Source organism: Mycobacterium sp. NGS68 (assembly GCF_059812195.1).
Window position 1 is genome coordinate 232,095 of record NZ_JCALCE010000001.1, and the last position, 19,007, is coordinate 251,101.

The 19,007-nt window shown below is 67.4% G+C and carries 17 protein-coding genes and 2 tRNA genes; 7 read left to right on the plus strand and 12 right to left on the minus strand.

The window, feature by feature from the left end:
* The first annotated feature begins 28 nt into the window (after window positions 1–28).
* The 4 genes from gyrA to AC5Y5V_RS00995 all read left to right on the plus strand — a co-directional run bounded on the left by gyrA (window position 29) and on the right by AC5Y5V_RS00995 (window position 5,203).
* Window positions 29–3,808, plus strand: coding sequence for an intein-containing DNA gyrase subunit A (gene gyrA, locus AC5Y5V_RS00980; RefSeq protein WP_499930643.1), 3,780 nt, complete (start codon window positions 29–31; stop codon window positions 3,806–3,808).
* 70 nt (window positions 3,809–3,878) lie between these two features.
* Complete coding sequence (locus AC5Y5V_RS00985) at window positions 3,879–4,817, plus strand: DUF3566 domain-containing protein (RefSeq protein ID WP_499930645.1); 939 nt, start codon at window positions 3,879–3,881, stop codon at window positions 4,815–4,817.
* Window positions 4,818–4,905: 88 nt separating this feature from the next.
* Window positions 4,906–4,979 (plus strand) — tRNA-Ile (locus tag AC5Y5V_RS00990).
* A gap of 151 nt (window positions 4,980–5,130) precedes the next feature.
* A tRNA-Ala gene (locus tag AC5Y5V_RS00995) sits at window positions 5,131–5,203 on the plus strand.
* A gap of 151 nt (window positions 5,204–5,354) precedes the next feature.
* Here AC5Y5V_RS00995 and AC5Y5V_RS01000 read toward each other — a convergent pair.
* The 4 genes from AC5Y5V_RS01000 to cwsA all read right to left on the minus strand — a co-directional run bounded on the left by AC5Y5V_RS01000 (window position 5,355) and on the right by cwsA (window position 7,881).
* Window positions 5,355–5,576, minus strand: a complete 222-nt coding sequence (locus AC5Y5V_RS01000) for a hypothetical protein (RefSeq protein ID WP_499930646.1) — start codon at window positions 5,574–5,576, stop codon at window positions 5,355–5,357.
* 52 nt (window positions 5,577–5,628) lie between these two features.
* On the minus strand, window positions 5,629–6,807 hold the full coding sequence (locus AC5Y5V_RS01005) for a PPE family protein (protein ID WP_499930647.1): 1,179 nt from the start codon (window positions 6,805–6,807) through the stop codon (window positions 5,629–5,631).
* Window positions 6,808–6,835: 28 nt separating this feature from the next.
* Window positions 6,836–7,135: a PE family protein gene (locus AC5Y5V_RS01010; protein WP_499930648.1), complete on the minus strand. Its 300-nt coding sequence runs from the start codon at window positions 7,133–7,135 to the stop codon at window positions 6,836–6,838.
* Between the two features lie 320 nt (window positions 7,136–7,455).
* Window positions 7,456–7,881, minus strand: a complete 426-nt coding sequence (gene cwsA, locus AC5Y5V_RS01015; RefSeq protein ID WP_499930649.1) for a cell wall synthesis protein CwsA — start codon at window positions 7,879–7,881, stop codon at window positions 7,456–7,458.
* Window positions 7,882–8,005: 124 nt separating this feature from the next.
* Between cwsA and ppiA the strand changes: the two genes are divergently transcribed.
* Complete coding sequence (gene ppiA / locus AC5Y5V_RS01020; protein WP_499930650.1) at window positions 8,006–8,554, plus strand: peptidylprolyl isomerase PpiA; 549 nt, start codon at window positions 8,006–8,008, stop codon at window positions 8,552–8,554.
* A gap of 12 nt (window positions 8,555–8,566) precedes the next feature.
* On the opposite strand, the gene AC5Y5V_RS01025 is transcribed toward ppiA, so the two are convergent.
* Together AC5Y5V_RS01025 and crgA are read right to left on the minus strand one after the other, a co-directional pair.
* Complete coding sequence (locus AC5Y5V_RS01025) at window positions 8,567–8,989, minus strand: PH domain-containing protein (protein ID WP_499930651.1); 423 nt, start codon at window positions 8,987–8,989, stop codon at window positions 8,567–8,569.
* A gap of 155 nt (window positions 8,990–9,144) precedes the next feature.
* Window positions 9,145–9,426 (minus strand): cell division protein CrgA, encoded by a 282-nt coding sequence (gene crgA / locus AC5Y5V_RS01030; protein ID WP_499930652.1) that lies wholly within the window; start codon window positions 9,424–9,426, stop codon window positions 9,145–9,147.
* 135 nt (window positions 9,427–9,561) lie between these two features.
* Between crgA and AC5Y5V_RS01035 the strand changes: the two genes are divergently transcribed.
* Window positions 9,562–10,305 (plus strand): DUF881 domain-containing protein, encoded by a 744-nt coding sequence (locus tag AC5Y5V_RS01035; RefSeq protein WP_499930653.1) that lies wholly within the window; start codon window positions 9,562–9,564, stop codon window positions 10,303–10,305.
* Window positions 10,306–10,336: 31 nt separating this feature from the next.
* A complete protein-coding gene (locus AC5Y5V_RS01040) occupies window positions 10,337–11,005 on the plus strand; it encodes an aminodeoxychorismate/anthranilate synthase component II (RefSeq protein WP_499930654.1) in 669 nt (222 codons plus the stop codon).
* Window positions 11,006–11,054: 49 nt separating this feature from the next.
* Here the strand turns inward: AC5Y5V_RS01040 and pknB are convergent, their stop codons facing one another.
* From pknB to AC5Y5V_RS01070, 6 genes are read right to left on the minus strand one after another with little or no spacing between them, the layout of a single operon-like run.
* Entirely contained in the window at window positions 11,055–12,929 is a 1,875-nt protein-coding gene (gene pknB / locus AC5Y5V_RS01045; RefSeq protein WP_499930655.1) for a Stk1 family PASTA domain-containing Ser/Thr kinase, read from the minus strand.
* The gene (locus AC5Y5V_RS01050) at window positions 12,926–14,230 is read right to left on the minus strand and encodes a serine/threonine-protein kinase (RefSeq protein WP_499930656.1); all 1,305 of its coding nucleotides are present in this window, start codon (window positions 14,228–14,230) and stop codon (window positions 12,926–12,928) included. Before AC5Y5V_RS01050 ends, pknB begins: the two co-directional genes overlap by 4 nt.
* Complete coding sequence (gene pbpA / locus AC5Y5V_RS01055; protein ID WP_499930657.1) at window positions 14,227–15,705, minus strand: D,D-transpeptidase PbpA; 1,479 nt, start codon at window positions 15,703–15,705, stop codon at window positions 14,227–14,229. The genes AC5Y5V_RS01050 and pbpA overlap by 4 nt, the downstream gene beginning before the upstream one ends.
* Complete coding sequence (locus AC5Y5V_RS01060) at window positions 15,702–17,111, minus strand: FtsW/RodA/SpoVE family cell cycle protein (protein WP_499930659.1); 1,410 nt, start codon at window positions 17,109–17,111, stop codon at window positions 15,702–15,704. Before AC5Y5V_RS01060 ends, pbpA begins: the two co-directional genes overlap by 4 nt.
* Window positions 17,108–18,541, minus strand: coding sequence for a PP2C family protein-serine/threonine phosphatase (locus AC5Y5V_RS01065; RefSeq protein ID WP_499930661.1), 1,434 nt, complete (start codon window positions 18,539–18,541; stop codon window positions 17,108–17,110). Before AC5Y5V_RS01065 ends, AC5Y5V_RS01060 begins: the two co-directional genes overlap by 4 nt.
* The gene (locus AC5Y5V_RS01070; RefSeq protein ID WP_499930663.1) at window positions 18,538–19,005 is read right to left on the minus strand and encodes an FHA domain-containing protein FhaB/FipA; all 468 of its coding nucleotides are present in this window, start codon (window positions 19,003–19,005) and stop codon (window positions 18,538–18,540) included. The genes AC5Y5V_RS01065 and AC5Y5V_RS01070 overlap by 4 nt, the downstream gene beginning before the upstream one ends.
* Window positions 19,006–19,007 lie beyond the last annotated feature (2 nt).

Genomic DNA, 19,007 nt, shown 5'->3' on the forward strand with positions numbered 1-19,007 from the left:
CGCGCGTTCGATTGATAACGAGGATTAGATGACTGACACGACGCTGCCCCCGGGCGACGGCCCCACCGACCGGATCGAACCGGTCGACATTCAGCACGAGATGCAGCGGAGCTACATCGATTACGCGATGAGTGTGATCGTGGGCCGCGCGCTGCCGGAGGTGCGCGACGGCCTCAAGCCGGTGCACCGCCGGGTGCTGTACGCGATGTACGACTCCGGCTTCCGCCCCGACCGCAGCCACGCGAAGTCGGCGCGCTCGGTCGCCGAAACGATGGGTAATTACCACCCGCACGGCGACGCGTCGATCTACGACACCCTGGTGCGGATGGCGCAGCCGTGGTCGCTGCGGTATCCGCTGGTCGACGGCCAGGGCAACTTCGGCTCGCCGGGCAACGACCCGCCGGCGGCGATGAGATACTGTCTGACCGGAGATGCTTTAGTGCGCTTGCCCTCTGGGCACTCAGTGCGGATCGGCGAGGTGGTCCCCGGCGCGCGGTCCAATTCGGACAATGCCGTTGATCTCAAGGTTCTCGACCGACACGGCAATCCGGTCCTAGCCGACAAGCTGTTTCATTCGGGCGAGCACCAGTCGTACACGGTGTGCACCGCTGAAGGCTACGAGGTCACCGGCACGGCGAATCACCCCTTGCTGTGCCTGGTTGATGTAGGCGGCGTGCCCACGTTGCTCTGGAAGTTGATCGAAGAGATCCGGCCCGGTGACCACGTCGTCTTGCAGCGGACGCCACCGACGGAATCCGGCCCGGCCGACTGGCATTCCACTATGGAAGCCCTCTTACTGGGCGCCTTCATCAGCGAAGGATTCGCGTCGGAGAACCGCGCTGGATTCAACAACGTCGACCGCGACTACTTCAGCATGGTCGTCGGCGCGTACGACGCCGTCGTCGGCGGACCGCGGTACGCCTATTCTCGAACGATCGCGTCTGGCTCCACGCTGCATGAACTTGACGTTCAAGACCTCACTAAATTCAAGGAGACGCGACTCGCCGAGTTGTGCGGGCAGAGGTCGGCGGACAAGTTCATTCCCCACTGGTTGTGGAACTCGCCAGCGGCCGTCAAACGCGCCTTCCTACAGGCGCTATTTGAGGGCGACGGATCATGCTCTGCACTGCCGCGCAATACGATCCAGATCTCCTACTCGACTCTCAGCAGACAGCTGGCCATCGACGTACAGCAGATGTTGCTCGAATTCGGCGTGGTGTCCAGACGTTATCGGCATGCGGTCGGTGAGTACAAAGTCGTCATCACCAACCGGGCCCAGGCCGAGTTGTTCGCGGCACAAATCGGTTTCGGCGGTGTCAAGCAGACCAAGTTGACCACCATCATGAGTTCGATGCCCCCGTGTGGTGGCATGGATACCGACCACGTGCCTGGGCTGGCTACGTTCATACGCGGGCACTGCGGCGGCCGCTGGGTGGATAAGGAGTGGCTCCGCAAGCACAACATCGACCGGCTCTCGCGCTGGCGACGCGACGGTGCTGAAATCCTCTCGCACATAGCCGATCCCGATGTCCGTGCCATCGCGACTGACCTCACCGATGGACGGTTCTACTACGCCAGGGTCGCGTCAGTAACCGAGGCCGGCGTGCAAGCGGTCTACAGCCTGCGCGTGGACACCGAAGACCACGCCTTCCTGACAAACGGCTTCGTCAGCCACAACACCGAGGCGCGGCTGACGCCGTTGGCGATGGAGATGCTGCGCGAAATCGACGAGGAGACAGTCGATTTCATCCCCAACTACGACGGCCGGGTGCAGGAGCCGACGGTACTGCCGAGCCGGTTCCCCAACCTGCTGGCCAACGGGTCGGGCGGCATCGCGGTCGGCATGGCGACCAACATCCCGCCGCACAACCTGCGTGAGCTCGCCGAAGCGGTGTTTTGGTGCCTGGAGAACTACGAGGCCGACGAAGAGGCGACGTTGACGGCCGTCATGGAGCGGGTCAAGGGCCCCGACTTCCCCACGTCCGGACTGATCGTCGGCTCCCAGGGCATCCAGGATGCGTACAAGACGGGCCGCGGCTCCGTCCGGATGCGCGGAGTCGTTGAGGTGGAGGAGGATTCGCGCGGCCGCACCTCGCTGGTGATCACCGAGCTGCCGTATCAGGTCAACCACGACAACTTCATCACCTCGATCGCCGAACAGGTCCGCGACGGCCGGCTGGCCGGCATCTCCAACATCGAGGATCAGTCCAGCGACCGGGTGGGTCTGCGCATCGTCGTCGAGATCAAGCGCGACGCCGTGGCCAAGGTGGTGCTGAACAACCTCTACAAGCACACCCAGCTGCAGACCAGCTTCGGCGCGAACATGCTGTCGATCGTCGACGGCGTGCCGCGCACGCTGCGGCTGGACCAGATGATCCGCTACTACGTCGAGCACCAACTCGACGTCATCGTCCGGCGTACCACCTACCGGCTGCGAAAGGCCAACGAGCGGGCCCACATCCTGCGCGGTCTGGTCAAAGCGCTCGACGCGCTCGACGAAGTGATCGCGCTGATTCGCGCGTCGGAGACGGTCGACATCGCCCGGCAAGGCCTGATCGAGCTGCTGGACATCGACGAAATCCAGGCCCAGGCGATCCTGGACATGCAGCTGCGGCGCCTGGCCGCCCTGGAGCGCCAGCGCATCATCGACGACCTGGCCAAGATCGAGGCCGAGATCGCCGACCTGGAAGACATCCTGGCCAAGCCCGAGCGGCAGCGCGGCATCGTGCGCGACGAACTCGGCGAGATCGTCGAGAAGCACGGCGACGACCGTCGTACCCGGATCATCGCGGCCGACGGCGACGTCAGCGACGAGGACCTGATCGCCCGCGAGGACGTCGTCGTCACCATCACCGAAACCGGCTACGCCAAGCGCACCAAGACCGACCTGTACCGCAGCCAGAAGCGCGGCGGCAAGGGCGTGCAGGGCGCCGGGCTGAAGCAGGACGACATCGTGCGGCACTTCTTCGTCTGCTCGACGCACGACTGGATCCTGTTCTTCACCACCCAGGGCCGGGTGTACCGCGCCAAGGCCTACGAGCTGCCGGAGGCGTTGCGCACCGCGCGCGGTCAGCACGTCGCCAACCTGCTGGCGTTCCAGCCCGAGGAGCGGATCGCCCAGGTCATCCAGATCAAGAGCTACGAGGATGCGCCGTATCTGGTGCTGGCCACCCAGAACGGCCTGGTGAAGAAGTCCAAGCTCACCGACTTCGACTCCAACCGCTCCGGCGGAATCGTGGCCGTCAACCTGCGCGGCGAGGACGAGCTCGTCGGGGCGGTTCTGTGCTCGGCCGACGACGACCTGCTGCTGGTCTCGGCCAACGGCCAGTCCATCCGGTTCTCGGCCACCGACGAGGCGCTGCGGCCGATGGGCCGGGCCACTTCCGGCGTGCAGGGCATGCGGTTCAACGCCGACGACAAGCTGCTGTCGCTGAACGTCGTCCGCGAGGGCACCTACCTGCTGGTCGCCACGTCCGGCGGCTACGCGAAGCGCACCGGGATCGAGGAGTATCCGGTGCAGGGACGCGGCGGCAAGGGCGTGCTGACTGTCATGTACGACCGTCGGCGTGGCAGGCTGGTTGGGGCGTTGATCGTCGACGACGACAGCGAGCTGTACGCCATCACCTCCGGGGGCGGCGTCATCCGCACCGCGGCGCGCCAGGTCCGCAAGGCGGGACGGCAAACCAAGGGCGTTCGCTTGATGAACTTGGGTGCGGGCGACACACTGTTAGCCATCGCACGTAACGCCGAAGAAAGCGGCGACGAGAATGGCGGGGACACCGGCACCGAGGAGGAGTCGGGTAGTTAGTCCCCAGCGCGGCCAGGAATAATGCGACTGCACCGCCAGGCCCGCCTGGGTACAGATGTTAGGAGTCGGGGTGAACTCACCGAACGAGTCGGGGTCCCCCAATAAGGGCGACAGCCCAAATGGGGATGGTGCCGGCGAGCGGTCCGGCGCACACCGGGCGTCGTCCGGGCCTGCGGGCCGCAGCTCGGATGCGGGCGAGTCGCCGCCGTGGCAGCGCGGCGGCACCCGGTCGTCCAGCTCGCGCCGGCCGGCTTCGGAGGGCTCGACCGAATCGCGATCGACCAACCCGCCGAGCGGGATCGACGCGCGGCTGAACCGCTTCATCTCCGGCACTTCCGGAACCGGCACCCCCGCCCGCGGGATGAACGAGACGCAGGAGATGGACGCCGCGCGCGCCGACGGGCCACCTGCGGAGGCCTACGCCAGCGAGTTGCCCGACCTGTCGGGCCCCATCCCCCGGCCTCCGCAGCAGCGCAAGGGCACCCCCGAGCGCGCGTCGGACACGTCCGGCACGGGGTCCACCACTCGGACGGCCACGACGGAAAGCCGGGAGGCCCGCGAAGCTCGGGAGGCGCGGGAAGCCCGGGAGGCCCGCGAAACCCGTGAACCCCGCGAGAGCCGGGTGCAGGTGTCGCGGCGGACTCGCGGCCCCGTCCGCGCCAGCATGCAGATCCGCCGGATCGACCCGTGGAGCACGCTGAAGGTGTCGCTGCTGCTGTCTGTGGCGCTGTTCTTCGTCTGGATGATCGCGGTAGCTTTCCTCTACCTGGTGCTCGGCGGCATGGGCGTGTGGGCGAAGCTCAACAGCAACGTCGGGGACCTGCTGAACAACACCAGCGGCAGCGCCGGCGAACTGGTCTCCAGCGGCACCATCTTCGGCGGCGCGGTGCTGATCGGCCTGGTGAATATCGTGCTGATGACCTCGATGGCGACGATCGCCGCTTTTGTCTACAACCTGGCCACCGATCTGATCGGAGGCATCGAAGTTACCCTGGCCGACCTCGACTAGCGGGTCGCCGCCATCGGGACTAGTCGGGCTGATTTTGGGAGTCGGGACTCGAGTGCGGTAATCTCGTCCGTCGGTCGTACCGGCGTACGGGCCTATAGCTCAGGCGGTTAGAGCGCTTCGCTGATAACGAAGAGGTCGGAGGTTCGAGTCCTCCTAGGCCCACAACCATGTGTCCGTCGAAACGTTGTGTGAGGCTCGCAGTGCCACTGGCAGCGATCGTTGCCGTGGCGGCGGTGGTGCGGTCACGGCGGAGCGTCGAGGTGTGGCATGTGGCGGCATCCGAGACACCGGATGACACACCCGATCCCCACGAGGGGCCTTAGCTCAGTTGGTAGAGCACCGCCTTTGCAAGGCGGGTGTCAGGGGTTCGATTCCCCTAGGCTCCACATCTTCTAAAGCGTTGTGGCCGGTTCGCGAGCGTAACGACGTTGCGAAATCCGCTGCCGAAAATCGCAGCCAGGTTACGCTCGCGGGCTGATTGGCTAGGTGCCAAGCGGGCCAAGCGGGCCAAGCCCCGCCAAGCGGCCCAAGCCGCGCTCAGGCCCCCTGGCCGTCGTCCGCCAGGTAGGTCACGCGATACCACCGCCGCGGCGGGCTGACGCTCGTGTCGTACTCGTCGGTGGCGCTCGCCTGCTCCGCCCGCACATCGGTGAACTGCGGATTCTGTACGCGGATGTGGTCTTCCAGCGCGGCGTGCAGCGCACCGCCGGTAAGGGCGCTGCCCGCGAGCGCCCTTCCGTGGTACCGCGTCCAACTCATGTCCACCTCACGCCGCATATCTTGCTCCGCGGGCGGTGAGGCGCGAACCCCCCTACCCCGCGGCGGGCGGCTTGGCCATGATCGAAGGCTTGAAACCGTAGGTCGGCAGGATGCGGCCGCCGTAGCGGTTTCCACCGAATCCGCCGAGCGGAGCCATCGGCAACCCACCGACACCTTCGGCCGCGGCCGGCACGACGCTGGCATTCAGCGCCCCGACCGCCGGGTTGGTGACCGCGCTGACCGGCGCCCAGCTCGGCGGCACCGACAGCGCGCCCAGCGGAAGCGCCCGGCCCAGACCACCCTCGACGGCCCCGGTGAGCTTGGCTCCGGCCGCCCCGGCCGCGGACGCCGCTCCCTCGACCGCCTTGGCTACCGGCGCGGCCAGGGTCCTGCCGAGCGTGGTCATGGCCACAAGACCATTGCTCACCTGGCCAAAGGACTGCGTCGACTGGACCATCGCCGCCAGGCTGTTGATATACGGCGAGATGTACTTGCTGTAACCCGCGACGATGTCGTCGAGGGCGGTGTACTTCGTGATGTAACCGTCGATCTTCGCGAAGGTGAACGGCGACGTGTACTGGCTGAGGGGATCATGGATGGAGTCCAGCTCCGCCAGCACCTTTGTCACGGCGTCCTGCACCGGGTTGGTGGCGGCCGCAGCCTGAGAAGTTGCGGCGGCCTGCCGTGCCGTCCCCGACGAATCGGCCACCTCGGGCGGCTCCGTGAAGTCGGGCAGCTGGATGGCGGCCAGCGAGGAGGTCGCGTAGCCGTACATCGCCGCGGCGTCCTGGGCCCAGAACTCGAAGTACTCGGCCTCGGTGGCGGCGATCGCGGGCGCGTTCTGGCCCAGGAAGTTGGTCGCGAGCAGCGTCGCCAACAGCGAACGGTTGGCGGCGATCACCGGCGGCGGCACGGTCAGGGAGAACGCCGTCTCGTGCGCCGAGACGGCCGCCGCCGCCTGGCTGGCGGCCAGTTCGGACTGCGACGCGCTGTTCTGCAGCCAGGCTATGTACGGCGTGACCGCGGTGACCAGCGACGCCGACGCCGGACCCACCCACGGGCCGCTGGTCAGCGTCGAGATCACCGACGTGAACCCGGCAGCCGTCGAGTGCAATTCGGAAGCGAGTTCGCCCCAGCCAGCCGCGGCGGACGCCAGCGAACCCGAGCCGGGGCCGGTGTACATGCGCAGGGAGTTGATCTCCGGCGGCAACAGCCCATAGTCCAGCACCATCGTTATCCCCCTATCTCTCGCGGGCCGCTCAGCCGGCCGTCGCGGCGTTAGCGGCCTCGGTGTCGGCGTAGGAGATCGCGCTCGTCGCGAGTGTGTCCACCAGCAACTGGTGAATCCGCGACGCCTGGGCGCTCAGCAGCTGGTACCGCTGGCCATGCGCAGCGAACTGCGCGGCGGTCAGCGCGGAGACCTCGTCGGCGGAGGCCGGGACGACGCCCGTGGTCGGCGCCGAGGCGGTCGCGTTCCCGGCGTTGAATAAGGCGCCGATGGTCTGCAAACTCTCCGCGGCGGCGGCCAGTTTGTCTGGCTGCGCGATGACAAAAGACATGGTGGTTCCCTTCGAAGACCTGTGTGTGGGGACTGATCGAACATCGTCGACGAGTTCGGTTGTCTGGGAAGATATAAGCAGGGCTGCGAGGGGTTTTCGGGGCACGGTGGCAACACAAATCGACCCTGATCTTTACCTATGGGCAAGACTCATGTTGATCTTAATTAACGCGCGATCCTATGAATTCTGTGCGCGTAGCAAACATCGAAATTTCCGAAAGGGAAATACTCGACCTGATTGTAAGTGTTCCGCATGGGGCGTCGCGGCAAAGCCGGATCGCTTTGCCGACGGCGGGACCGCGAGCGCCCCAGCAAACTTAGCTACGGACGGGGCTGGACGTCCACGCTAGGTGGCAGGGGCGACGGCTCCGGGCGCATCGACCGGCGCACGATGCTGAAGGTCACCGCGCCGACGGCCAGGGTTACGACGCCGGCCCCCGCGATCAACCAGGGGCGCTTACTGTGCCGGCGCGATCGGCGCGCCTCCTGGAACGCCTGCGGCAGGTTGCTCACCACTTCCTGCGCGGCGGCCAGTTCCTGCGCGACGGCTTCCTGCGCGGCGGCGATCTCCCGGGACAGCCGACCCTCGCGGTAGCGCCGCCGAAGCTCCGAGGCGGTCGCGTGCGCGGACTGAGCGCCGAGTCCGACGACACCGCGCGTGACGTCCACCGGTCCCACCGTCGAGTACCTCAGGCCCCGGGTCAACCGCTCCCGTGGGGTCAAGCGGGCTTCCGTCTTCGCGCTCATCTGCCACCCTTCTGCCGTCGCACCTACGCCGTACGTTCCACAGACTGCCACCATCGGCGCGATTTGCGGGCCTATTGCGTGCATGCCGCGTCGGGTACACCCGGTGCGGGTGCGCACTCGCCTAGTGGCAGACTGTGATTCCGTGACCAACAGTCCTTATCAGACCGCCACCGCCACGCTGCACACCAACCGCGGTGACATCAAGATCGCCCTGTTCGGCAACCACGCGCCCAAGACCGTCGCCAACTTCGTCGGCCTGGCGCAGGGGACCAAGGAGTACTCCACCCAGAACGCGTCGGGCGGCCCGTCGGGACCGTTCTACGACGGCGCGGTCTTCCACCGGGTGATCCAGGGCTTCATGATCCAGGGCGGCGACCCGACGGGAACCGGCCGCGGCGGCCCGGGCTACAAGTTCGCCGACGAGTTCCACCCCGAGCTGCAGTTCGACAAGCCCTACCTGCTGGCGATGGCCAACGCCGGCCCGGGCACCAACGGCTCACAGTTCTTCATCACCGTCGGGCAGACCCCGCACCTGAATCGGCGCCACACGATCTTCGGTGAGGTGACCGACGCCGAGTCGCAGCGCGTCGTGGACGCGATCGCGACGACGTCCACCGACGGCAACGACCGGCCCACCGAGCCCGTCGTCATCGAATCGATCACGATCTCTTAAGCGAGTTCAGGGTCACTTCTTGCGGCCGGCGTAGCCGGCCTCGGTGAGTGCGTCGAGCACGTCCAAGGGGTCCGTCCCGAGGTCCCAGCGGGACAGGATGACCAGGCCGCCGTCGTCGGTTTCCAGCTCGAGCAGCCGCACCTTGCGGGCCAGCCGGCGGAACTCCGTGATCCGGATGATCTTGATGTCGGTGCGCCGTAATAGCTGCGTTCGGAACCACCCCCGCAACGCCAGGCCGTCGGCGGTGATTGCCAGCTTCGGCCGGGCGCGCCACGTCAGGCCCGCAAACAAGATCAAACCCACTGCGGCAATGCCGGCCATGACTCGCCCCGGGGCGTCTGTGACCACGGTCACACTCGCGATAGCCATCGCGAGACCCACGGCCCCGCAACCTGCGACTCCAGCCGCAGGCGGCTCCCACTGAGTTTGCTGCACGGGGTATCTACACCCTCCCACCACTGTCGATGCGGTTATCCACAAGCGCTATCAACAGTGGGGATAAATCACACGCGTGTGATTGAACACCGGGAAAGTTGCTGACCCAGTAAAGAAGCAGGCCCAAGATGAATTCATTGTGGCTCTGGGATCGCTCAGTGCCAACGCATCGTGAGCAACAAGCCAGTGATCATGAAGGCGAACGCGATGGCATAGTTCCACGCGTACAGATTGTGCATCCACATCAGTGCCGAGGGCGGATTGCTTCCAACGGCCGCCAGCTGGAACACCATCAGCCAGACGAGGCCGATCAGCATCAGGCCGACGAACAACGCGACGAACCACACGCTCGAGGGCCCGACCTTGACCTTGACCGGGGTACGGCTCACCGCGGTGACGGTGAAATCGTTCTTCTTGCGGACCTTGGACTTGGGCATGATTACCTCGGGACTACCTCAACGACGCGGTGGTGGGACGGGATGCAACGATAACCAATGCACGCCTGGCTACGGGCGTGGCTCGGCTACGAGACTAGCCCACCCGGCACCGTTACCCGGAAACGGAGAGCCCGAATGAACGACGCGCGCCGCTCGCCGTGGAGTTTCGGCGTGCCCGTTGTGTGCCTGCTGGCCGGGCTGTTGCTGGCCGCCACGCACGGGGTGTCCGGCGGCGCGGAGATCCGGCGCAGTGACGCGCCGCGGTTGGTCGACCTGGTCCGGGAGGCGCGGTCGTCGGTGAGCCGGCTGGGCGCCGAACGCAACGAGCTGACCGCCAAGATCGACGCGGCGCACGGACGGTCCACCGACGCCGCTCTGGCGGCAATGCAGCGGCGGATCACCGAGCTGGGCGCCGAGGCGGGGATGAACCCGGTGCGCGGGCCGGGCCTGGTCGTTACCCTCAACGACGCCCAGCGCGACACCCATGGGCGTTTCCCGCGCGACGCCTCGCCCGACGACCTGGTGGTGCACCAGCAGGACATCCAGGCCGTCCTGAACGCACTGTGGAGCGCGGGCGCCGAGGCGATCCAGATGCAGGACCAGCGCATCATCGCGACCTCGGTGCCCCGCTGCGTCGGCAACACGCTGCTGCTCAACGGGCGCACCTACAGCCCGCCGTATACGGTCACCGCGATCGGCAACGCCGCGGCCATGCAGGCCGCCTTGGCGGCCGCTCCCCTGGTGACCCTGTACAAGCAGTACGTGATCCGGTTCGGCCTCGGCTACCGCGAAGAGGTGAAGCCCGACGTGCAGATACCCGGCCACACCGAGCCGGTCCGGACGCACTTCGCGCAGCCTGCCGGTCCCATCGGGTACTGAGTCGCGCCGACGCGGACGGTAGCCTGACACGATGCAGATCCTGGTCGTCGACAACTACGACAGCTTCGTCTTCAACCTGGTCCAGTACCTGGGGCAGCTTGGTGTCGAGGCGCAGGTGTGGCGCAACGACGACATCCGGCTGGCAGATCAGGCCGCCGTCGTCGAGCAGTTCGACGGTGTGCTCCTCAGCCCCGGACCGGGCACCCCGGAACGCGCGGGCGCGTCGATCGGGCTGGTCGGTGCGTGCGCCGCGGCGGGCACCCCGCTGCTGGGCGTCTGCCTTGGCCACCAGGCGATCGGCGTGGCATTCGGCGCCACCGTCGACCGTGCGCCGGAGCTGCTGCACGGCAAGACCAGCAGCGTCTTCCATTCGAATACCGGTGTACTGCAAGGGCTTTCGGATCCGTTTACGGCTACCCGCTACCACTCGCTGACCATCCTGCCGGAGTCCCTGCCGGCGGCGCTGGAGGTTACGGCCCGCACCGACAGCGGCGTGATCATGGGTGTGCGGCACGTCGACCTGCCGATCCACGGCGTCCAGTTCCACCCCGAGTCGATCCTGACCGAAGGCGGTCACCGGATGCTCGCCAATTGGCTCGACTTCTGCGGCTGGACGCGCAACGACACCCTGGTTCGTCGATTGGAAAACGAGGTCCTCGCTGCGGTGCGGCCGCACCTGCCGGCATCGGCGGCCAGTTGACTCTTCGCCGCTGCCGACCCCCCACACTCGCGGCGCGGTGAGCCGTTAGCTACTGGCCGAACTTCAGCGTGATGATGCCGTTGCGGTTGACGCCGGCGCCGGCCGCGGGGCTCTGGTAGACGACGCGGTTGTGCTGGTTTCCGCCGGCATCGACGTCGGCGCCCTTGTCCAGCGAACCGGTCCAGCCGAGGGCCCGCAGCCGAGGTTCGGCGTCGGTCCAGAACATGCCGGACAGGTCCGGCATGACGAACTGGTTGCCCTTGGAGACCTGCAGGTCGATCACCTGGTCGACCTGGACGGTGGCGCCGGCCGGCGGATTGGTGCCGATCACGTCGCCGGCCGGGCGGGGGCTATCCACCAGGGTCTGGGTGACTTTGGTGAAGCCGTAGACCGTGAGGTTCTTCTGCGCGAGGTCGACGGTCTGGCCGTTGACGTCGGGTACCTGCTTGGTCTCGGGTCCCGAGCCGACGATGATCGTGATCTCGTTGGTGATCGCGAACGACTGGTTCGCCGGCGGATTGGTCGCGATGACCTTGTCCTTGCTCTCCGGAGGCGATGCCGAGGTCGTCTGCTTGAACTTGCTGAATCCCTTGGCTTTCAGCTTCGCGACCGCGTCGTTGTAGCTCAGCGAGGTGACGTCGGGGATTTCGCGCTGCTCGGGACCGGTGGAGACGTTGATGGTGATCACGTCGCCCGCACCCACGGAGGCGTTGGCCCCCGGCTCGGTGCTGATGACATGGTCGGGCGGGACGGTGGAATCGGGCTTCTGCTGGGTGCGCGTCTTGAAGCCCTTGTTCTGCAGGGCGGCGATCGCCTCGTCCTTGACCTGCCCGTGCACGTCGGGCACCTGGACGTCGCGCACGCTGCCGCCGAACGTGTTGAAGCCGATGAAGACGGCGATAGTCAGCACCGCCAGCACGGCGACCACGGCGGCCCAGCGGCCGATCGATCCGCCACCGCGCTCGGCGTCGTCGAACGTCTGGCGGGGCAGCGGGTCGGTGCGCGGGCCTCCGAAGCCGCCGCTGGGGGACGACAGCATCGAGCTGCGGTCGGCGTTGGTGAGCACCTTCGGCGCCTCGGGCGTCTCGCCGTTGTGCACCCGAACCAGGTCGGCGCGCATCTCGGCCGCGGTCTGGTAGCGGTTGTCGGGGTTCTTGGCCAGGGCCTTGAGGATCACGGCGTCCAGGTCGGCGGAGATGCCCTCGTGCCGCTCGGACGGCGGCACCGGGTCCTCGCGGACATGCTGGTAGGCCACCGAGACGGGCGAGTCGCCGGTGAAAGGTGGTTCGCCGGTGATGATTTCGTAGAGGACGCAGCCCAGCGAGTAGACGTCGGACCGCGCGTCGACCGGGTCGCCGCGGGCCTGCTCCGGCGACAGGTACTGCGCCGTCCCGATCACCGCCGCGGTCTGGGTGACGCTGTTGCCGCCGTCGGCGATCGCGCGGGCGATGCCGAAGTCCATCACCTTGACCGCGTTGTTCGAGCTGATCATGATGTTCGCCGGCTTGACGTCGCGGTGGATGATGCCGTTTTGGTGGCTGAAGTTCAGCGCCTGGCAGGCGTCGGCGATGATCTCGATGGCCCGCCGCGGCGGCATGGGGCCATCGGTGTGCACGATGTCGCGCAGGGTGACGCCGTCGACATACTCCATGACGATGTAGGGCAGCGGCCCCTGCGGTGTCTCCGCCTCGCCGGTGTCGTAGACGGCGACGATCGACGGGTGGTTCAGCGCCGCGGCGTTCTGCGCCTCGCGCCGGAAGCGCAGGTAGAAGCTGGGGTCGCGGGCCAGGTCGGCGCGCAGCACCTTCACCGCGACGTCACGGTGCAACCGTTGGTCGCGGGCCAGGTGAACTTCCGACATACCCCCGAAACCGAGGATGTCGCCGAGTTCATAGCGGTCGGACAGGTGCTGAGGGGTCGTCATTGCGGTGTTTCGTCTCGGGCCGACGACGCACCGGGCTGACGCGTCAACGTGACAACCCAGCCGAATTCGGCGGTCTGACGTCCAGAATTACCCGCTTGGCCGCGATCCGTCCAATTCAATTGCGGGTGGCTGGGAGCCGCGCCGCCCGACGGCCTGCTCGTCGACGTCGGCGGCCCGTTGTCGTTGACGGTCGGGGTCTCGTTGCTGTGGGCGTTGACGACGATCAGCACCGCGATGATGATCGCCAGGAATCCGAGCACCCCGGCCGCCCAGAGCAGCGCACGCTGCCCCGACGAGAAGGTGCGCCGGGCGGGCGGCTGGCGCCGGCTGCCGGTCGACGGCCGGGACCGGCCCGCGGCCGGGGTCCGGGTGCTGGGTGTGGCCGCGACCCGGACGGGCGCGGCCGACGGAATGGCCGCCGGCGAGGCCCGGCCCGGCGGCGGTGACTGGCTGGGGCGCGGGGGCCGACGGCCGGCCCGTACCGCGGCGACGGCGTCGGCGAACGGTCCCCCGCTGCGATAACGCATGCTCGGGTTCTTGACGAGGGTGATCTCGATGAGCTCGCGCACGTTGGGCGGCAACTCGGCCGGCAGCGGCGGCGGTGGCTCCTTGATGTGCTTCATCGCGACCGTCAGGGCGCCATCCCCGCTGAACGGTCGCTTGCCCGAAACCACTTCGTAGCCAACGACTCCCAGTGCGTAGACGTCGCTGGCCGGGGTCGCCTCGTGACCGAGGGCCTGTTCGGGCGCGATGTACTGGGCGGTACCCATCACCATGCCCGTCTGCGTGACCGGGGCGGCGTCGACGGCCTTGGCGATGCCGAAGTCGGTGATCTTCACCTGCCCGGTGGGCGTGATCAGGATGTTGCCCGGCTTGACGTCGCGGTGCACCAGGCCGGCGGCGTGCGCAACCTGCAGGGCCCGCCCGGTCTGCTCGAGCATGTCCAGGGCGTGCCGCAGCGACAGCCGGCCGGTGCGCTTGATCACCGAGTTCAGCGGTTCGCCGTTGACCAGCTCCATCACCAGGTAGGCGGTGCGGCCCTCCCCGTCCAGCTGGCTTTCGCCGTAGTCGTGCACCTGGGCGATGCCGGGGTGGTTGAGCATCGCGGTGGTCCGCGCCTCCGCGCGGAACCGCTCGATGAACTCGGGGTCCTGGGAGAACTCCCCCTTGAGCACCTTGACGGCGACCCGTCGGCCAAGCCGGCTATCGACGGCCTCCCAGACCTGACCCATGCCGCCGGTGGCGATGAGCCGCTGCAGCCGGTACCTGCCGGATAGGGTCACCCCAACTCGTGGACTCATGGCCTCCCCTGCAATGCCGCCCCGATCACGGCACGTCCGATCGGAGCGGCGAGTGCACCGCCCGTCGCGGACAGGCTGTCGGCGCCGTTCTCCACCAGCACCGCGATCGCGACCTGCGGCTTCGCGGCGGGCGCAAAGGCGATGTACCACGCGTGCGGTGGAGTGCTGCGGGGATCGGTACCGTGCTCCGCGGTACCAGTCTTGGAAGCGATCTGCACGCCGGGAATGGCCCCCTTCTGTTGTGCGTCCTTCTCGGCGCCGACCATCAGCTCTGTTAGCTTAGCTGCGACCTGCGGCGACACCGCGCGGCGCTGCTGATATGGGACAGTTGTGGTGATATTGGCCAGGTCCGGTCCCTTGAGGCTATCGATCAGAAACGGCTGCATCATCACCCCGCCATTGGCGATGGTCGCCGCGATCTGGGCGTTTTGCAACGGAGTCAGCGCGACGTCCTTCTGCCCGATGCTCGACATCCCCAGCGCCGCACCATCCGAAATCGGGCCGACGGTGGACTCGGCGACCTGCAACGGGATCACGGTCGGCGTGGTGTCCAGGCCGAACGCGCGCGCCATGTTGCGCAGGGCGTCGGCGCCCGTGTTGAGCCCCAGCTGGACGAACGCGGTGTTGCAGGACAGGGCGAACGCCTGGCTCAACGACACGGTCTCGCCGGCGCCGCACGGCGCGCCGCCGTAGTTCTCCAGCGTCGCCGTGCTGTTGGGCAGCCGGATCTTGGCGGCCGCCGGCAGCTGCTGATCCACGCTGGTGCCGGCCTGCAGCGCCGCGGCGGTGGTGATCACCTTGAACGTGGACCCGGGCGGGTAGGTCTCGGAGATGGCGCGGTTGGTCAGCGGCGAGTCAGGGCTGTCGCGCAACTGCTGCCACGCGGCGGCCTGCTCCGCGGGATCGTGGGAGGCCAGCCGGTTGGGGTCATACGACGGCGACGAGATGAGCGCCAGGATCTTGCCGGTGGACGGTTCCAGCGCGACGACGGCCCCCTTGCACGGCCCACCGTTGCAACCCTGCTGCATCGCCTCCCAGGCGGCCTGCTGGACGCGTGGGTTCAGCGTGGTTTCGACGTTGCCGCCGCGCGGATCGCGGCCGGTGAAGAAGTCGGCCAGCCGGCGTCCGAATAGCCGCTGGTCGGACCCGTTCAGCAGCGGATCCTCGGCGCGTTCCAGGCCCGAGCTGGAGTAGCGCAGCGAGTAGAAACCGGTGACCGGCGCGTACACCTCGGGGTTGGGGTACTTGCGCAGAAAGCGGTAGCGGTCGTCGGTGGACACCGAGAACGCCAGCAGCTGTCCGGCCGCGGTGATCTGACCGCGCTGGCGCGAATACTCGTCGAGCAGGACCCGCTGGTTGCGGGGGTCGGTACGCAGCCCGTCGGCGGTGAACACCTGCGTATACGTGGCGTTGAGCAGCAGCAGCACGATCAGCGCCATCACGGTCACCGAGATCCGGCGGAGGGAGGTGTTCATACCTTCTGAATCACCTCGGTCTTGGCCGCCGCGATCGGTGCCGTCTTGCTGCGCGGCCTAGTCCGCAGCGGGCGTCGGGCGCCGTCCGAGATGCGCGCCAGAATGGCCAGCAGCACGTAGTTGGCCAGCAGTGACGACCCGCCGTAGGACAGCCAGGGCGTGGTCAGGCCGGTCAGCGGGATGAGCTTGGTGACGCCGCCGACCACGATGAACAGCTGAATGGCCAGCGTCGACGCCAGCCCGGCGGCCAGCAGCTTGCCGAAACTGTCACGGGTCGCGATCGCGGTGCGCATACCCCGCACGATGATGATCGTGTACAGCATCAACAGGCTGGCCAGCCCGACCAGGCCGAGTTCTTCGCCGAACGCCGCAATGATGAAGTCGGTCGACGCGTACGGGACGGTGTCGGGCTGACCGTTGCCCAGGCCGGTGCCAAAGATGCCGCCGGTGGCGAAGCTGAACAGCGACTGGACGATCTGGTAGCCGTTGCCGTCGGGGTCGGAGAACGGGTCCCACCAGATCTGCACGCGCACCTGGACGTGCTTGAAAAAGACGTACGCCAGCGCGCTGCCCCCGGCGAACAGCACCAGCCCGATGACGACCCAGCTGAACCGCTGGGTCGCGAGGTAGACCACCACCAGAAACGACGCATACAGCAGCAGCGATGTGCCGAGGTCCTTCTGGAAGACCAGCACACCGATCGAGATTGCCCAGGCTGCGAGCAGCGGCGCGAGGTCCCGGGGGCGGGGCAGGTTCATCCCCATCAGATGCTTGCCGGCGCTGGTGAACAGGCTCCGTTTGGCGACCAGGACCGCCGAGAAGAAGATCAGCAGCAGGATCTTGGAGAACTCGGCGGGCTGAATCGAGAACCCGGGCAACCGGATCCAGATCTTGGCCCCGTTCTGTTCGGACAGGGCGGCAGGCAGCAACGCCGGAATCACCAGCATCGCCAGCCCGGCAAGGCCGCAGATGTAGCCGTAGCGCGCGAACTGCCGGTGGTCTTTCAGAAACGTCAGCACCAGCACAAACGCGCCCACGCCGACCAGCGTCCACAGCATCTGTTGGTTGGCGTTGGAATGCCGGTGGGCATGGGCCGTTTCGGCCAGGTCCAACCGGTGGATCATCACCAGGCCGAGGCCGTTGAGCAGGGCCACCGTGGGCAGCAACAGCGGGTCGGTGTAGGGGGCGGAGCGCCGGATCGCCAGATGGGCGCCACCGAAGAGGGTCAGGAAGGCCAACCCATACCCGGCCAGCTCCCAGCGCAGGCCGCGCTCCTGGTTGGCCTCCACGATGAGCAGCGCGGCGACGGTGATGACCGCGGCGAAGCACAACAGCAGCAGTTCGGCGTTGCGCCTAGTCGGCAACGGCGGCGTCACCGCCACCGGCGGCTGCAGTTGCGTGGTCATTCCACATTTCGACAATCGACGCCCGGCCTAGGCGTCGGCGCCGGGGATGTGCTCACCGGCGCGTTTGCCGGGCCGGTAGGGGGCGGGTTGCCGGTGGGAGAGGCCCCGGGTGTCGGTGCGACGGTGGGCTGCGGTGTTTCGGTCGTGTCCAGGGGACGCAGGCAGGGCTTGAGCAGGTTGGTGTTCAGCAGCGACCGCAGCTGGTTTTCGGCGTCGGTCCTGTTGCCGCCCGGAAGGCCGGCTTTGACCGCCTGCTGTCCGCTGGGGCTGAGGTAGCTGAGCGTCATCAGCTGGCAGCCCGTCGGATGTCCGGCCTGGCTGAACGGGATCAGTTTCCAGCCACCGTGATCGTCGGTCACACAGGCCACCGAATCGGGGTGATGCAACGAGATCCCGAGCAGCGCGTCCTGCGCGAGCCCGCGCATGACCGTCACCTTGTTGTCATTGTCGGCGACGTAGTAGTGCCGCTGCGTGAGCAGCCACCCGACGACCAAGGCGCCGACCAACACCAGCGTGACCACCGTGATGATGATCGGCAGCCGCCACCGCGACCACCGCGAGCGCTTCGGCGGTTCGACCGGGGCGGAGATGCGCTGCGCGACTTCCTTGCGCGGCCGAATCGCCGACGCGCGGCCGGCGGCGGTGTTGGGCAGGGTCGCGTGCTCCTCCTCGCCGGATACCGCGCCGGCGAGGATCGGCTGGGTTTGGCCGTACTCGTAGTCGACGACGTCGGCGACGACGACGGTCACGTTGTCTGGGCCGCCGCCGCGCAGCGCCAACTCGATCAGCCGGTGCGCACTCTCGCCGACATCGGGGATCTGCAGGGCCTCCGCGATGGTCTCGTCGCTGACGGGATCGGAAAGCCCGTCGGAGCAGAGCAGATAGCGGTCGCCGGCGCGCGCCTCCCGGATGGTAAGGGTGGGCTCCACCTCATGGCCGGTCAGCGCGCGCATGATCAGCGAGCGCTGCGGGTGGCTATGCGCTTCCTCGGCGGTGATCCGGCCCTCGTCGACCAGCGTCTGGACGAAGGTGTCGTCCTTGGTGATCTGGTTCAACTCCCCGTCGCGCAGCAGGTAGCCGCGCGAGTCGCCGATGTGCACCAGCCCGAGCCGGTTGCCCGCGAACAGGATCGCGGTGAGCGTGGTGCCCATGCCCTCGAGGTCGGGCTCGGCCTCGACCTGCGCGGCGATGGCGGAGTTGCCGGAGCGCACCGCGGTGTCGAGCTTGCTCAGCAAATCGCCGCCGGGCTCGTCGTCGTCGAGGTGCGCCAACGCGGCGATCACCAACTGGGAGGCCACCTCGCCGGCCGCGTGGCCGCCCATGCCGTCGGCCAGGGCCAGCAGCCGGGCGCCGGCGTAGACGGAGTCTTCGTTATTGGCGCGTACCAAGCCGCGATCACTGCGGGCGGCGTATCGCAGGACCAGTGTCACGGGCGCAACTCGATTGCTGTCTTGCCGATCCGAACCGGCGTTCCGATTGGGACTCGTACCGCAGTCGTCACCTTTGCCCTGTCGAGGTAGGTGCCGTTCGTTGATCCTAGATCCTCCACATACCATTCCGAGCCGCGTTGGGACAGCCGGGCGTGCCGCGTCGAGGCGTAATCATCCGTCAGTACCACTGTGGAGTCGTCAGCGCGTCCGATTAGCACCGGCTGCCCACTCAGTGTGATGCGCGCGCCCGCCAGCGACCCCTCGGTCACCACCAGGTAGCGCGCGGCGTGCCGGTGCTGCCGCGACGGCAGCAGATTGCCGCGCAGCATCAGGCCGCGGCGCACCATCACCGCTCCCGTCGGCGCGTAGATGTCGGTCTTCAAGATCCGCAACACGGACCAGATGAATACCCATAACAACATTAAAAATCCGGCACGCGTCAGCTGCAGTACTAATCCCTGCATCT

Excerpts from the sequence above, each read along its gene's own strand:
- gyrA (WP_499930643.1), top strand. The coding sequence starts at position 29 with ATGACTGACACGACGCTGCCCCCGGGCGACGGCCCCACCGACCGGATC.
- AC5Y5V_RS01000 (WP_499930646.1), bottom strand. The coding sequence starts at position 5,576 with ATGAGTTGGACGCGGTACCACGGAAGGGCGCTCGCGGGCAGCGCCCTT.
- AC5Y5V_RS01005 (WP_499930647.1), bottom strand. The coding sequence starts at position 6,807 with ATGGTGCTGGACTATGGGCTGTTGCCGCCGGAGATCAACTCCCTGCGC.
- AC5Y5V_RS01010 (WP_499930648.1), bottom strand. The coding sequence starts at position 7,135 with ATGTCTTTTGTCATCGCGCAGCCAGACAAACTGGCCGCCGCCGCGGAG.
- cwsA (WP_499930649.1), bottom strand. The coding sequence starts at position 7,881 with ATGAGCGCGAAGACGGAAGCCCGCTTGACCCCACGGGAGCGGTTGACC.
- crgA (WP_499930652.1), bottom strand. The coding sequence starts at position 9,426 with ATGCCCAAGTCCAAGGTCCGCAAGAAGAACGATTTCACCGTCACCGCG.
- AC5Y5V_RS01035 (WP_499930653.1), top strand. The coding sequence starts at position 9,562 with ATGAACGACGCGCGCCGCTCGCCGTGGAGTTTCGGCGTGCCCGTTGTG.
- AC5Y5V_RS01040 (WP_499930654.1), top strand. The coding sequence starts at position 10,337 with ATGCAGATCCTGGTCGTCGACAACTACGACAGCTTCGTCTTCAACCTG.
- pknB (WP_499930655.1), bottom strand. The coding sequence starts at position 12,929 with ATGACGACCCCTCAGCACCTGTCCGACCGCTATGAACTCGGCGACATC.
- AC5Y5V_RS01050 (WP_499930656.1), bottom strand. The coding sequence starts at position 14,230 with ATGAGTCCACGAGTTGGGGTGACCCTATCCGGCAGGTACCGGCTGCAG.
- pbpA (WP_499930657.1), bottom strand. The coding sequence starts at position 15,705 with ATGAACACCTCCCTCCGCCGGATCTCGGTGACCGTGATGGCGCTGATC.
- AC5Y5V_RS01060 (WP_499930659.1), bottom strand. The coding sequence starts at position 17,111 with ATGACCACGCAACTGCAGCCGCCGGTGGCGGTGACGCCGCCGTTGCCG.
- AC5Y5V_RS01070 (WP_499930663.1), bottom strand. The coding sequence starts at position 19,005 with ATGCAGGGATTAGTACTGCAGCTGACGCGTGCCGGATTTTTAATGTTG.